Here is a 13,583-nt window from a genome sequence, read left to right as displayed (position 1 = left end):
CCCGGAGCCTAGGGGCGCGGTGTCGTGGGCCGAAGTGGTCCTCCAGCGGCAGCTGACCGGTTGCGCGGGATGAGGTGCCGCGCAACGATGCGGTCACGTCATCGCGCGGGATCGGCGGACCGCACGTACCTTCTCCCCGTCGTGTCCCAGCCCACAGACCGGCCGGCCCGGTCCCCGTCCCGGAGGTCCCCCGTGGCGTTACCTGGCTTCCTGCAGCGCGAGCGCATCGTCGCCCGCCCCGGCTTCAACCGGTGGCTGATCCCGCCGGCCGCGCTGGCGGTGCACCTGTGCATCGGGCAGGCCTACGCCACCAGCGTCTACAAGAACGCGCTGGTGGACCACTTCGCGGTGTCGCAGACCGCGATCGGCATCGTCTTCTCGATCGCCATCGTGATGCTGGGCCTGTCCGCCGCCCTGTTCGGCACCTGGGTGGACCGCAACGGGCCGCGCGCGGCGATGTTCACCGCGGCGTGCTTCTGGGTCGCCGGCTTCCTGGTCGGGGGACTCGGCATCGAGACCCGGCAGCTGTGGCTGCTCTACCTCGGCTACGGCGTCCTCGGCGGCATCGGCCTGGGCATCGGCTACATCTCGCCGGTGTCCACGCTGATCAAGTGGTTCCCCGACCGGCCCGGCCTGGCCACCGGCATGGCGATCATGGGCTTCGGTGGGGGTGCGCTGATCGCCTCGCCGCTGTCCCGGCAGCTGATGAGCTACTACGACCCGAGCTACGACGGCACCGCCGGCACGGTGCCCAACGGCGAGGCCGTCGCGGCGCTGTTCTTCACCCTGGCCGCGGTCTACCTGGTCTTCATGATGTTCGGCGCCTCCATCGTGCGCGTGCCGGCCGAGGGGTGGAAGCCGGCCGGTTTCGACCAGTCGAAGGTCAAGCAGAAGGCGCTGGTCACCACCGAGAGCGTCTCGGCCGGCAACGCGATCAAGACGCCGCAGTTCTGGCTGCTGTGGACGGTGCTCTTCTGCAACGTCACCGCGGGCATCGGCATCCTCGAGCAGGCCGCGCCGATGATCCAGGACTTCTTCCGCAACGGTGAGACCTCGACCGTCGCCGCGACCGCCGCCGCCGGCTTCGTCGGCGTCCTGTCGCTGTTCAACATGGCCGGGCGGTTCGTGTGGTCCACGACGTCGGACTTCATCGGCCGCAAGCCGATCTACATGGTCTACCTCGGCGTCGGCCTGGTGCTGTACGTCGCGCTGGCCACCATCGGCAGCAGCGCGACCTGGGTCTTCGTCCTGCTCGCCGCGGTGATCATCTCCTTCTACGGCGGCGGGTTCGCGACCATCCCGGCCTACCTGCGCGACCTCTTCGGCACCTACCAGGTGGGCGCCATCCACGGCCGGCTGCTCACCGCGTGGTCGGCTGCCGGCGTGGCCGGCCCGCTGATCGTCAACAGCGTCCTCGACACCCAGGGCGAGCCCGGCAGCCTCGTGGCGGCCAACTACCGGCCGGCGTTGTTCATCATGGTCGGCCTGCTCGCCGTCGGGTTCGTCGCGAACCTGCTGGTCAAGCCGGTCGCCAGCAAGTGGCACGAGCCGCACCGCGACTCCGCCACCCCCGCCCCCACGACCCCGGAACGGAGCGCCGCCCGATGAGCACGCCCCTGTCGAAGCAGTCGGCGAGCGGGCAGCAGCCGGTGCACACGCCCGGCGGGCTGATCGCCTTCGCCTGGACGCTGGTCGGCGTCCCGCTGGCCTACGGGCTGTACCAGACGGTCAAGACCGCGGTCACCCTGTTCACCGGCTGACCGCCGGCACCCCCACCGCGCAGATCCGCGGAAGTGCACCGCGCACTTCCGCGGATCTGCGCGTTCAGGGCCGGCGCAGCGGGGCCAACGGCAGGTGCGTGCTCAGATCGGCACGGTTGCCGCTCGCGCTCACCCTCCCGTCGGCCAGGGCCTGCGCCCAGGTGAGTTCCCCCGTCGCCAGCCGCAGCCAGGTGGCGGCGTCGGTCTCGACGACGTTGGGCGGCGTGCCGCGGGTGTGCCGCGGGCCGGGGACGAGCTGGACGGCGACGTGCGGCGGCACCCGCAGCTCCACCGACCGCCCGGGCACCTGCTGGGCCAGCCAGCGGGTGCTGGTCCTCACCGCCGCACCGAGGACCGAGCGGGGCGGCTGCTCGGCCTCCCCGGCCAGCCACGGGCGGACGGCGTCGACGGCGGCGCGCAGCTCCCCGGCGGGGATCGGCCGCGCCTTCCCGGTCACCCGCCCAGCCCACCCACTAGCTGCTCGGGACCGCGCCCGCCGGGACCGCACCCACCGTGGCCTCCGGGGTGCCGAACAGGGCGGGCAGCGTGGCGGTCCAGGCGGCCCGCAGCTCGGCCAGGGGCAGGGTCGCGACGTCCTCCACCACGAGCGCGTCCCCGCCCGTCGTCCCCAGCTCGGTGACCGCGACGCCGGCCCACTCGGCCGTGGTGCGGACCGCCTCGGGGTCGGTCGTGGTGACGACGGCGCGGGCGCCGGACTCGCTGAACAGGGCGGTGAAGGCGTCGACGTCCTCGGGGCCACCCAGCCGCAGCACGGCGCCGGTGGCGTACCGCAGCGCCGACTCGGCCAGCGCCTGGGCCAGGCCGCCGTCGGCGAGGTCGTGGGCGGAGGTGACCAGGCCCTCCCGGCCGAGCGCGCCGAGCAGCTCGCCCAGCGACCGCTCCGCCCCGAGGTCGATCGCCGGCGGGCGGCCGCCGAGGTGGCCGTGCACGACCGACGCCCACGCCGAGCCGCCGAGCTCCGGCCTGGTCTCGCCGAGCAGCAGCACCGTCTCGCCGGCGGTCCGCCAGCCGGTGGGGACCCGGTGGCGGACGTCGTCGTGCACGCCCAGGACGCCGACGACCGGCGTCGGGTTGATCGCCACGTCGCCGGTCTGGTTGTAGAGGCTCACGTTGCCGCCGGTGACCGGCAGGCCCAGGTCGCGGCAGGCGTCGGCCAGACCGCGCACGGCCTCGGCGAACTGCCACATGACCTCGGGCTCCTCCGGTGAGCCGAAGTTCAGGCAGTTGGTGACGGCCAGCGGGCGGGCGCCGCTCACCGCCACGTTGCGGTAGGCCTCGGCCAGGTTGAGCTGCGCCCCGGTGTAGGGGTCGAGGCGGGCGAAGCGGGCGTTGCCGTCGAGGGCCAGCGCGATGCCGCGGTGGGTCTCCTCGTCGATGCGCACGACGCCGGCGTCGTCGGGCTGTGCTTGGACCGTGTTGCCGCGGACGTAGCGGTCGTACTGCTCGGTGACCCACGTCTTGTCCGCGCCGTCGGGGCTGGCGACGACGGCCAGCCAGTGCGCGGTGAGCTCCTCCGGCGTCTCCGGCCGCGGCAGGGCGGCGGGGTCGTCGGCCTGCAGGTCGTCGAGGTCGGCCGGGCGCTGCATCGGCCGCTCGTAGACCGGGCCCTCGTGGGCGACGGTGCGCGGCGGGACGTCGACGATGCGCTCGCCGTGCCAGTCGACGGTCAGCCGGTCGCCGTCGGTGACCTCACCGATGACGGTGGCCAGCACGTCCCACTTGCGGCAGACGGCGAGGAACTGCTCCACCTTCGCCGGCTCGACGATCGCGCACATGCGCTCCTGCGACTCGCTCATCAGGATCTCGGCGGGCGTCAGGGTGCTGTCGCGCAGCGGGACGGCGTCCAGGTCCACGTGCATGCCGCCGGTGCCGGCGCTGGCCAGCTCCGACGTCGCGCAGGACAGGCCGGCGCCGCCGAGGTCCTGGATGCCGGTGACCAGGTCCTCGCGGAAGATCTCCAGGCACGCCTCGATGAGCAGCTTCTCGGTGAACGGGTCACCCACCTGCACGCTGGGCCGCTTGGCCGGGCCCCCTGTGCCGTCGTCCTGGGCGTCGAAGGTCTCGCTGGCGAGCACGGAGACGCCGCCGATGCCGTCGCCGCCGGTGCGCGCACCGAACAGGACGACCTTGTTGCCCACGCCCTCGGCCTTGGCCAGCCGCACGTCCTCGTGCCGCATGACGCCGACGCACAGGGCGTTGACCAGCGGGTTGCCGGCGTAGCACTCGTCGAAGAGCAGCTCGCCGCCGATGTTGGGCAGGCCCAGGCAGTTGCCGTAGCCGCCGACGCCGGCCACGACGCCGGGCAGCACGCGCGCGGTGTCGGCGGCGTCGGCCCGGCCGAAGCGGAGGCTGTCCATGACGGCGACCGGGCGGGCGCCCATGGTGAGGATGTCGCGGACGATGCCGCCGACCCCGGTGGCCGCGCCCTGGTAGGGCTCGACGTAGCTGGGGTGGTTGTGCGACTCGACCTTGAAGGTGACCGCGTAGCCGTCGCCGACGTCGACCACGCCGGCGTTCTCGCCGATGCCGACCAGCAGTGCCTCGCTGCGCGGCAGGTCGCCGAAGCGGCGCAGGTGCACCTTGGAGCTCTTGTAGGAGCAGTGCTCGCTCCACATGACCGAGTACATGGCCAGCTCGGCGGTGGTGGGCCGGCGGCCGAGGATGTCGCGGATGCGCAGGTACTCGTCGGACTCCAGGCCCAGCTCGGCCCAGGGCTGCTCGTCGTCCGGGGTCTTCGCGGCGAGCTCGACGGTGTCGACGCTCATGCGCTCACGACCGCCTTCAGGACGCTGGTGAAGAAGCCCAGGCCGTCGGTGCTCGGGCCGGTGAGGTCCTCGACGGCGTGCTCCGGGTGCGGCATGAGGCCGACGACGCGGCCGTCCTCGCTGGTCACCCCGGCGATGTCGCGCAGGCTGCCGTTGGGGTTGCCCCCGACGTAGCGGACGGCGACCCGCCCCTCGCCCTCGAGCCGCTCCAGGTCGGCCGGCGCGGCGACGTAGCGGCCCTCGCCGTTCTTCACCGGGACGGTGATCGTCTGCCCCCGCCCGTACGCCGACGTCCACGCGGTGTCGGCGCGCTCGATGCGCAGCAGCTGGTCGCGGTTGCGGAAGTGCAGGTGGCTGTTGCGGGTGAGCGCGCCGGGCAGCAGGCCGGCCTCGCACAGCACCTGGAAGCCGTTGCAGATGCCGAGGACGGGCATGCCCTGCCGCGCGCGGTCGACGACGTCGCGCATCATCGGCGCCCGCGCCGCGATGGCACCGGCGCGCAGGTAGTCGCCGTAGGAGAAGCCGCCGGGCAGGACGACGGCGTCGACGTCCTGCAGGTCGTGGTCGGCGTGCCAGAGCGCGACGGGCTCGGCCCCGGCCAGGCGCACCGCGCGCGCGGCGTCGACGTCGTCCAGGGAGCCCGGGAAGGTGATGACACCGATGCGCACGGGGGTCTCTCTCAGTCGGTGGGGAGGTGCAGCTCGACGTCCTCGATGACCGGGTTGGCCAGCAGCGTCTCGGCGATCTGCTTCAGTTCCGCCTCGTCGGGGGTGCCCTCGACGTCGAGGACGAAGTGCTTGCCCTGGCGGACGCCGGTCACCTGGGTGTGGCCCAGCCGGCCGAGCGCGCCCAGCACCGCCTGCCCCTGGGGGTCGGAGATCTCCGGCTTGAGGACGACGTCGACGACCACCTGCGGCACGCAGACGAGGGTACCGGGCCGCTCGCGGGCGCCCGTCTCCCGCGCTCCCGCCCCTCCCCCCTTCCACGAGATCGGCGGTCTCGTGGCGATCAACGTCTGATGGCCACGACACCGCCGATCTCGTCAGCGCAGGGCCCGGCGGATCTCCGCGACCACCTCATCCGGCCGGCCGAGGACGTCGGCAGAGGTGAACCGCAGCACCGTCCACCCCGCGGCGACCAGCCTGTTCTGCCGGCGCAGGTCGTCGACGAAGACGTCGCGCTCCCGGTGGACGTCCCCGTCGAACTCGACGAGCACCGCCCGGTCCGGCCACGCGAGATCGGCGCGGCCGAGGAACGAACCGGCGCCGTCCCGGACGACGTGCTGCAGGTCGGGCGCGGGGAGCCCGGCCTCGTGGAGCAGCCAGCGCAGCACCGACTCCATCGGGGACTCGGCGCGTGGATCGGCGACCGGCAGCACCGCACGCGCTCGCGCGGAGCCGCGGCCGGTCGGCCGACGAGCCAGCTGGCGCTCGAGGTCTGACCGCAGGACCCCGCGGCGGAGCAACTGGTCGGTGACCGCGAGCACGGCCGCTGGCGCGAGGACCCCCGCGAGGTCCCGCCACGTGCGCTCCGGGGTCGTCACGGGGACGGGACCTCGGCGGGTGACGTCCCCGTCCGGCAACGGTGTGCGGTGGACCCGCCGGTCCCGACGGCTCTCGGCACGCGACGTCATGGGCACGGTGACGTCGACCCGCCGGTCCGACCGGTCCTGCAGCGGGACCTCCACGCCCCACAGGACCGCGGCCGTCGCGTGGCTGGCCACCGCCCCGGGCGGCGCGGTCAGCAGCACGGCGGCGAGCCGGGACCGCACCTCGCCCGACATCGCACGCGGCAGGTAGGTGTCCCGGGAGAGGCGCTCGACGCCGGCGTGGCGCAGCTGCCAGTCCCGGACACCCGCGGCCATCGCGTCGGACCTGGTCGCGGGGCCGGTGAGACGAGAGCGGACGGGGCGGGTCGGCACCCGCGCACCCTGGCCCAGGTGGCCGCCGTCCCGCTGACGCCGTCCACAGCTCTCCCGCGAGATCGGCGGTCTCGCGGCGATCAGCGCCTGATGGCCACGAGACCGCCGATCTCGCGGGAGATGAGCAGGGCTACGCGCCGGTGACCAGCGACCAGACGGCCTCGGGAGCCTCCCAGTGGGCGTTGTGGCCGGCGCCCTCGAGGAGCACCGCGCCGGGGTCCAGGCGGCGCATCGCGGGCAGGCCCACCATCGGGTCGGCGGCACCGGCCGCCAGCCGCAGCGGCGCTGCCGCCCGCGCCAGGACCTCCTCGACCGACGGGCCGACGGCGCCGAACGCCCGCGGGTCCAGCGCCGGGGTGAACCCGTCGGACGTCTCGCGGACGCCGCCCAGCGCCACCGGGTCGTCCGGCGCGACCAGCCCGGTGAGCCCGGCCAGCCGGAGGTGCCGCTCGGCGGCCTCCGCGGCGGTGGCGAACACCTGCGGCGGGCGGGCGGCCAGCGAGCGCGCCCGCGCGACCTCGTCGTCGGTCCAGTCGATCCTCACGCCGAGCGCGACGACGCCGGCGACCTCCACGCCGTACCAGCCGCCGGCGAGCACCGCGCCGACGACGCCGCCGAACGAGTGCCCCAGCACGGTCACGCGGGCCGCGCCGCACGCCACCGCGACCGAGGCGACGTCGGCGGCGTGCACCGCGTAGCCGTAGGGCGGCTCGGCCAGGGACGCGCCGTGCCCGCGCAGGTCCGGCACCGCCCAGGATCCCGGCCAGGAGCGCTCGACCAGCGGCAGCAGCCGGTCCCACACCGCCCCCGTGGCGCCCAGCCCGTGCAGCAGCAGGAGCAGGTCCCCGCCCGACCCGCCGGAGCGGTACGACAGGCCGGTCCGCGTCGACGCCACGTCAGCGGAAGGGGGTACCGGTGAGCCGCTCGTAGGCGGCGACGTAGCGCTCGCGGGTGGCGGCGACGACGTCGTCCGGCAGCTCGGGCGGCGGCGAGACGCGGTCCCAGCCCGACGACGTGAGCCAGTCGCGGACGTACTGCTTGTCGAACGAGGGCTGCGCGGCGCCCGGCGACCACGACGCCGCCGGCCAGAAGCGCGAGGAGTCCGGCGTGAGCACCTCGTCGCCCAGCACCAGCCCACCGGACGGGGACAGCCCGAACTCGAACTTCGTGTCGGCCAGCACGATGCCCGCCGACGCCGCGATCTCCGCCCCGCGCCGGTACAGCGCCAGCGTCAGCTCCCGCACCTCCTCGGCACGCGCGGCGCCCACCAGCTCGACGACGCGCGCGAAGTCGATCGCCTCGTCGTGCTCGCCCACCTCGGCCTTGGTCGACGGCGTGAACACCGGCGCCGGCAGCTGCGAGCCCTCGACCAGCCCGGGCGGCAGCGGCACGTCGCGGATCGAGCCGGTGCGCCGGTACTCCGCCGTCCCCGAGCCGGACAGGTAGCCGCGGGCCACGCACTCCACCGGCAGCATCTCCAGCCGCCGCACCAGCATCGCCCGGCCCGCCACGTCGGCCGGCACGTCGTCCGCCGAGAGCAGGTGGTGCGCGGCGCCGAACGCGTCGAGCACCGGCGTCAGCTGGTCGAACCACCACACCGAGAGCTGGGTGAGCACCCGCCCCTTGTCCGGGATCGGCGTGGGGAGCACGTGGTCGTAGGCCGAGATCCGGTCCGACGCCACGAGCAGCAGGCGGTCGTCGCCGGCGTCGTAGACCTCGCGCACCTTGCCGCGCGCGACGAGGGGCAGGTCGGGCATCAGGTCAGCGCCGCGAGCCGGTCGAACAGCGGGCCGAGCCGGGTGACGTAGCCCTCGGGACGGCAGATCTCGTCCAGCCGCGCCTCGTCCAGCGTCACGCCCGAGGCGTCCGCCCGGGCCCGCAGCGTCGCGCGGAACGGCGTCCCGCTGTTCCACGTCTCCATCGCCGCCGACTGCACCAGCGCGTACGCGTCCTCGCGCGAGAGGCCGCCCTCGACGAGCTCCAGCAGGACGGCGGAGGTGTAGATCAGCCCGCCGGTGGACTCGAGGTTGGCCCGCATCCGGTCGGCGTCCACGACCAGCCCGGCGACCAGCCCGGTGGTCAGGTGCAGCAGGTAGTCGGTGGTGATCGCGGCGTCGGGCAGGAACACCCGCTCGGTGGAGGAGTGCGAGATGTCGCGCTCGTGCCACAGCGGGATGCCCTCCATCACCGGGACGACGGCGGCGCGCACCACCCGGGCGAGCCCGGCGATGCGCTCGGAGCGGATCGGGTTCTTCTTGTGCGGCATCGCACTGGAGCCCTTCTGGCCGGAGCCGAAGGCCTCCGACAGCTCCCGCACCTCGGTGCGCTGCCCGTGCCGCACCTCGAGGGCGATCGCCTCGCAGACGGTGGCGATCACGGCGAGGGCGGCGACCCACTCGCTGATCGAGTCGCGGATGACCACCTGCGTGGACGCGTCGGCCGGCGCGAGGTCCAGCGCCTGCGCCACCGCGACCTCCACCGACGGGTCGACCAGCGAGTACGTGCCGACGGCGCCGGAGATGGCGACGACGCCCACGCGGGCGCGAGCCGCCCGCAGCCGGTCCCGCGAGCGGGCCACCGCGAAGGCCAGGTCGGCGACCCGGTGACCCCACACGTCGGGCTCGGCGTGCACGCCGTGCGTGCGGCCGACCCTGATCGTGCCGCGGTGGGCCAGGCCGTGGTCGCGCAGGACGGCGACCAGCCGGTCGGCCTTGGCCAGCAGGACGTCGGTGGCCTCGGTGAGCTGGACGGCGAGCGCGGTGTCGAGCAGGTCCGACGACGTCATGCCGTGGTGCACGTAGGCGGCGGCCGACCGTGGCTCGGTGTTGTCCGCCCAGGCGGTGAGGAAGGCGATGACGTCGTGCTGCGTCGTCTCCTCGATCTCCGCGACCCGCGCCGGGGTGGGCGGCGGGGCGGCCCGCACCGGCTCGACGACGTCGGCGGGCACCCGCCCGGCCGCCGCGTGCGCCTCGAGCACCAGCGTCTCCACCCGGCACCAGAGCTCGTACTTGTGCTCGTCGCTCCAGACCCGGCCCATCTCGGGGAGCGTGTAGCGGTCGATCACGCGGGTACCGCCCGCACCCGGTCAGCTCGTCGAAGCACGTGAGCATCCTCCCGCAGGGCTAGCGTGATCGAGAACGGACCCCACCCACCTCCGGAAGGACCGCGATGCTGCGACGGGCCACCCACCTCGTCGCCCGGGCGCGCGAGCACATCCGGACGGCGGCCGAGCGGGACCCGCACGCCTGGCCCGAGCGCGACGACGACCGGGCGATCCTCGTCCACGACGACGAGGTCGATCCGGCGTCCCCCTCCGACGACGGCGACGTCCCCGACGGCGACGTCCCCGACGGGGACGTCGCCGATGGCGACGTGCCGCTGGGCAGCCCGGCGCCGGGCGCCCCGGACCTCGACGGACCGCTCGGCCCGGGCGGGGTCAGCGGACCACCCGCGGGCGGCCGCCCGCACCGGCCCGGCGAGCGCGGACGCCGGCTGCTCGGCCCCGGCCGGGACACGCCCCGCGGCGACGCCGCGGTGCCCAGCGGCCTGCGCACCGCCGCCGCGTACTCCTGGCGGCTGATCGCCGTCCTCGCCGGGCTCTACGTGCTGCTCTACGTGGCCGCCTACGTCGCCGTGGTGGTCGTCCCGGTGTTCGTGGCGCTGCTGCTGGCGGCCCTCCTGCAGCCGGGGGCGGCGGCGCTCATCCGGCACGGCTGGCCGCGCTCGCTCGCCGCCTTCGTCATGCTGCTGGTCGGGCTCGCCGTCGTCGCCGGGATCATCACGCTGGTCGTCCAGCAGATCACCGCCGGCTTCACCGACCTCGCCGACCAGGTCAGCGAGGGCCTGGTGCAGATCCGCAACTTCGTCGTCGACACCTTCCCGGTCACCCAGCGGCAGATCGACGAGGGCCTCACCGCCTTCCAGGACTTCGTCGCCGGCAACCAGCAGGAGCTCGCCTCCGGCGCGATCACCACCGCCACCACGGTCGGCGAGGTCTTCACCGGCGTCGTCCTGGCGCTGTTCACGCTGTTCTTCTTCCTCAAGGACGGCCGGTCCATCTGGCTGTGGCTGGTCGGCCTGTTCCCCCGCGACTCCCGCGCCTACCTCGACGAGGCCGCCCGCCGCTCCTGGCGCACGCTGATCTCCTACGTGCGGGCCACGGTCGCCGTCGCGATGGTCGACGCCATCGGCATCGGGATCGGCCTGGCCGTCCTGGGTGTGCAGCTGGTCATCCCGCTGGCCGCGCTCGTCTTCCTGGGCGCGTTCATCCCGATCATCGGGTCCTTCCTCGCCGGGACGGTCGCGGTGCTGGTCGCGCTGGTGACCAAGGGCCCGATCACCGCGCTCATCGCCCTCGCAATCGTGGTGGCGGTCATGCAGCTGGAGGGCCACGTCCTGCAGCCACTCCTGCTCGGCAAGGCGGTGCACGTGCACCCGCTGGCCGTCGTCCTCGCCATCGCCGCGGGCCTGCTCATCGCCGGCATCTTCGGCGCGCTCATCGCCGTGCCGGTGGTGGCCTGCGCCAACGTGGCCGGCACCTACCTGTCCCGGCGGCACGAGGGACCCCGGCCGCCCGAGCCCCGCCCGGAGCGCGCGCGACCGGCCGTGGGGGTGCGCGGCTGAGGGACGGCGACGATCAGGTGCCCTGATCGACGCGCGTCCTCCCCGACCGCCCACCGTGAGGGCGGACGCACTGCGGTGCGGGAGGACGCCCTGCAGGCCCCGCCACGAGCTCGTCAGTGGTGGGGGCGAAGGGTCCTCCGATCAGCCGGGGACGGCGATCCGGCCCTCGACGGCGGCCAGCGCGATGTCGCTGCGCCAGTGCGCCCCGGCCAGCCGGACGCCGGTCACCCGCCGGTAGGCCGCCTGCCGGGCGGCGGCCAGGTCGGCACCGGTCGCGGTCACCGCGAGCACCCGCCCGCCGGTGGAGCGGACCGTCCCGTCGGCGTCCACCGCCGTGCCCGCGTGCAGCACACCCTCGCCGTCGGCCCCGGTGACCGGATCGCCGGTGCGCGGCCGCTCCGGGTAGCCCGACGCCGCGACGACGACGGTCACCGCTGCGCCCTCGCGCCAGCGCAGCGGCGGGTGGTCGGCCAGCGTGCCGGTGGCTGCGGCGTGCAGCAGGCCGGCCAGCGGCGTCTCCAGCAGCGGCAGGACCACCTGGGTCTCGGGGTCGCCGAAGCGGGCGTTGAACTCCACCACCCGCACGCCGTGCGAGGTCAGCGCCAGCCCGGCGTAGAGCAGGCCGGAGAACGGCTCACCGCGACGGCGCATCTCGTCGACGGTCGGCTGCAGCACCGTGGCCAGCACCTCGTCGACCAGCTCGGGGGGTGCCCACGGCAGCGGCGCGTAGGCGCCCATCCCGCCGGTGTTCGGGCCGGCGTCGCCGTCGTCGCGGCGCTTGGCGTCCTGGGCGGGCACCAGCGGCAGCACCGTCGTCCCGTCGGTGACGGCGAACAGCGACACCTCCGGCCCGTCGAGGTACTCCTCGACCAGCACCGCCCCGCCGACGTCGAGCACCGCGCGGCCGTGGGCGAGCGCGGCGTCCCGGTCGGTCGTGACGACGACGCCCTTCCCGGCGGCCAGCCCGTCGTCCTTGACCACGTACGGGGCGCCGGCCTCGTCGAGCGCGGTCTCCAGCTCGGCGGGCCCACCCACGGGCCAGGAGCGGGCGGTCGGGACGCCGGCGGCGGCCATCACGTGCTTGGCGAAGGACTTGCTGCCCTCGATCTGCGCGGCCTCCGCCGAGGGGCCGAAGCAGGCGATGCCGGCCTCGCGGACGGCGTCGGCGGCGCCGGCGACGAGCGGCACCTCGGGGCCGACGACGACCAGGTCGGCGCCCCAGCCGGTGGCCAGCGCGGCGACGGCGACGGGGTCGGTGACGGCGACCGGCGCCGCCTCGGCGATCGTCCGCGTTCCGGCGTTGCCCGGGGCGCAGGCCAGCGCGGTGACCGCGGGGTCGGACGACAGAGCCACGCACAGGGCGTGCTCCCGGGCTCCGGAGCCGATCACGAGCACGCGCACGGACGGCGACCCTACCCAGGGGGACCTCAGCGCACCCGGTTCGGCTGGTCCCGCATCGCGCGGTGCAGCGCCTTGACCCGGGCGTGCTCGGCGGCGCGGGCGCGGGCGTCGGCGCGCAGCAGCTGGCGGTGGGCCTCGGCCTGCAGCTTGCGCCAGCCCAGCAGACGGGCGGGGTCCAGCCGCCCGTCGTCGATCGCCGCCGCGACGGCGCAGCCGGGCTCGGTGCGGTGCGCGCAGTCGCGGAAGCGGCAGCGGGTGGCCAGCTCGGCGACGTCGGCGTAGGCGGCGTCGACGCCCTCGTCGTCGTGGAGACCCAGCTCCCGCATGCCGGGGGTGTCGATCAGCAGGCCGCCACCGGGCAGCACGTGCAGCTCACGGGCGGTGGTGGTGTGCCGGCCGCGCCCGTCGGCCTCGCGCACCTCCCGGGTCGGCGCCACGACCCGGCCGGCCAGCGCGTTGGCCAGCGAGGACTTCCCGACGCCGGAGGGGCCCACCATCGCCGCCGTCCGCCCGGGCCCGATCAGCGCCCGGAGCGCCTCCACGCCCTCGCCGGTGCGGACGCTGACCGCCAGCACCTCGACGCCGATCGCCTCCTCCTGCACCTCCGCCACCGCGGCCGGGACGTCGTCGCACAGGTCGGCCTTGGTGAGGACGACGACCGGCGTCGCCCCGCTCGACCACGCCACGGCCAGGTAGCGCTCGACCCGGCGGGCACGCGTCGGGCCCGCCAGCGCATCGACGACCAGCACCGTGTCGAGGTTGGCGGCCACCACCTGCGCGGCCGACGTGCGCCCGGCGACGGTGCGGGTGAACGCCGAGCGGCGGGGCAGCAGCGCGACGGCGAGCTCGCCGCGCAGGGCCACCCAGTCCCCCACGGCGGGCGCGCCGACGCCGTCGGGGTCGTGCAGCGCGGCCGCCGGGTGCACCCGCCGTTCACCGTCGGCGGTGAGCACGGTCAGCCGGCCGCGGTCCACCCGCGCCACCCGGGCCAGCTCGGTCCCGGACGGCAGGGGCTCGTGTGACGGGGGTGACCCGCCGATGTATGAGACATGCACCACACTCCGGATGATGGCGCGCAGGTCAGCGACCCGT

Annotated in this window: 13 protein-coding genes; 3 read left to right on the top strand and 10 right to left on the bottom strand. The window is 75.0% G+C overall.

Annotated elements, in window-relative coordinates; translation table 11 throughout:
• Positions 1-192: 192 nt before the first annotated feature.
• On the top strand, positions 193-1,608 hold the full coding sequence (locus tag ABQ292_RS15005) for an L-lactate MFS transporter (RefSeq protein ID WP_369207731.1): 1,416 nt from the start codon (positions 193-195) through the stop codon (positions 1,606-1,608).
• Complete coding sequence (locus ABQ292_RS15000; protein WP_369207729.1) at positions 1,605-1,760, top strand: MFS transporter small subunit; 156 nt, start codon at positions 1,605-1,607, stop codon at positions 1,758-1,760. The genes ABQ292_RS15005 and ABQ292_RS15000 overlap by 4 nt, the downstream gene beginning before the upstream one ends.
• 64 nt (positions 1,761-1,824) lie before the next feature.
• Here ABQ292_RS15000 and ABQ292_RS14995 read toward each other — a convergent pair whose 3' ends face one another.
• The 8 genes from ABQ292_RS14995 to purB form a co-directional block, all read right to left on the bottom strand.
• Positions 1,825-2,217 carry a sterol carrier family protein gene (locus ABQ292_RS14995; protein ID WP_369207727.1) on the bottom strand — a complete coding sequence of 131 codons (393 nt, stop codon included), beginning with the start codon at positions 2,215-2,217 and terminating at the stop codon, positions 1,825-1,827.
• 16 nt (positions 2,218-2,233) lie between these two features.
• Positions 2,234-4,546 carry a phosphoribosylformylglycinamidine synthase subunit PurL gene (gene purL / locus ABQ292_RS14990; RefSeq protein WP_369207725.1) on the bottom strand — a complete coding sequence of 771 codons (2,313 nt, stop codon included), beginning with the start codon at positions 4,544-4,546 and terminating at the stop codon, positions 2,234-2,236.
• Positions 4,543-5,214, bottom strand: coding sequence for a phosphoribosylformylglycinamidine synthase subunit PurQ (gene purQ, locus ABQ292_RS14985; protein WP_369207723.1), 672 nt, complete (start codon positions 5,212-5,214; stop codon positions 4,543-4,545). The genes purL and purQ overlap by 4 nt, the downstream gene beginning before the upstream one ends.
• Positions 5,215-5,225: 11 nt before the next feature.
• Complete coding sequence (gene purS, locus ABQ292_RS14980) at positions 5,226-5,465, bottom strand: phosphoribosylformylglycinamidine synthase subunit PurS (RefSeq protein WP_369207721.1); 240 nt, start codon at positions 5,463-5,465, stop codon at positions 5,226-5,228.
• Between the two features lie 123 nt (positions 5,466-5,588).
• Positions 5,589-6,410: a DUF559 domain-containing protein gene (locus ABQ292_RS14975; RefSeq protein ID WP_369207719.1), complete on the bottom strand. Its 822-nt coding sequence runs from the start codon at positions 6,408-6,410 to the stop codon at positions 5,589-5,591.
• Between the two features lie 187 nt (positions 6,411-6,597).
• On the bottom strand, positions 6,598-7,362 hold the full coding sequence (locus tag ABQ292_RS14970; protein WP_369207717.1) for an alpha/beta fold hydrolase: 765 nt from the start codon (positions 7,360-7,362) through the stop codon (positions 6,598-6,600).
• 1 nt (position 7,363) lies between these two features.
• A complete protein-coding gene (locus ABQ292_RS14965) occupies positions 7,364-8,224 on the bottom strand; it encodes a phosphoribosylaminoimidazolesuccinocarboxamide synthase (protein ID WP_369207715.1) in 861 nt (286 codons plus the stop codon).
• Complete coding sequence (purB, locus tag ABQ292_RS14960) at positions 8,224-9,531, bottom strand: adenylosuccinate lyase (protein ID WP_369207713.1); 1,308 nt, start codon at positions 9,529-9,531, stop codon at positions 8,224-8,226. Before purB ends, ABQ292_RS14965 begins: the two co-directional genes overlap by 1 nt.
• A 104-nt stretch (positions 9,532-9,635) precedes the next feature.
• Between purB and ABQ292_RS14955 the strand changes: the two genes are divergently transcribed.
• Complete coding sequence (locus tag ABQ292_RS14955; RefSeq protein ID WP_369207711.1) at positions 9,636-11,090, top strand: AI-2E family transporter; 1,455 nt, start codon at positions 9,636-9,638, stop codon at positions 11,088-11,090.
• Positions 11,091-11,231: 141 nt separating this feature from the next.
• Here ABQ292_RS14955 and purD read toward each other — a convergent pair whose 3' ends face one another.
• Together purD and rsgA are read right to left on the bottom strand one after the other, a co-directional pair.
• Positions 11,232-12,491: a phosphoribosylamine--glycine ligase gene (gene purD / locus ABQ292_RS14950; protein WP_369207709.1), complete on the bottom strand. Its 1,260-nt coding sequence runs from the start codon at positions 12,489-12,491 to the stop codon at positions 11,232-11,234.
• Between the two features lie 26 nt (positions 12,492-12,517).
• Positions 12,518-13,549: a ribosome small subunit-dependent GTPase A gene (rsgA, locus tag ABQ292_RS14945; protein ID WP_369207707.1), complete on the bottom strand. Its 1,032-nt coding sequence runs from the start codon at positions 13,547-13,549 to the stop codon at positions 12,518-12,520.
• Positions 13,550-13,583 lie beyond the last annotated feature (34 nt).

The organism is Geodermatophilus maliterrae (assembly GCF_041018925.1).
In the GTDB taxonomy this organism is placed as follows: Bacteria; Actinomycetota; Actinomycetes; order Mycobacteriales; family Geodermatophilaceae; genus Geodermatophilus; species Geodermatophilus maliterrae.
Note: the sequence above shows the minus strand (reverse complement) of the source record. Positions and strands in the feature narration are given on the sequence as shown.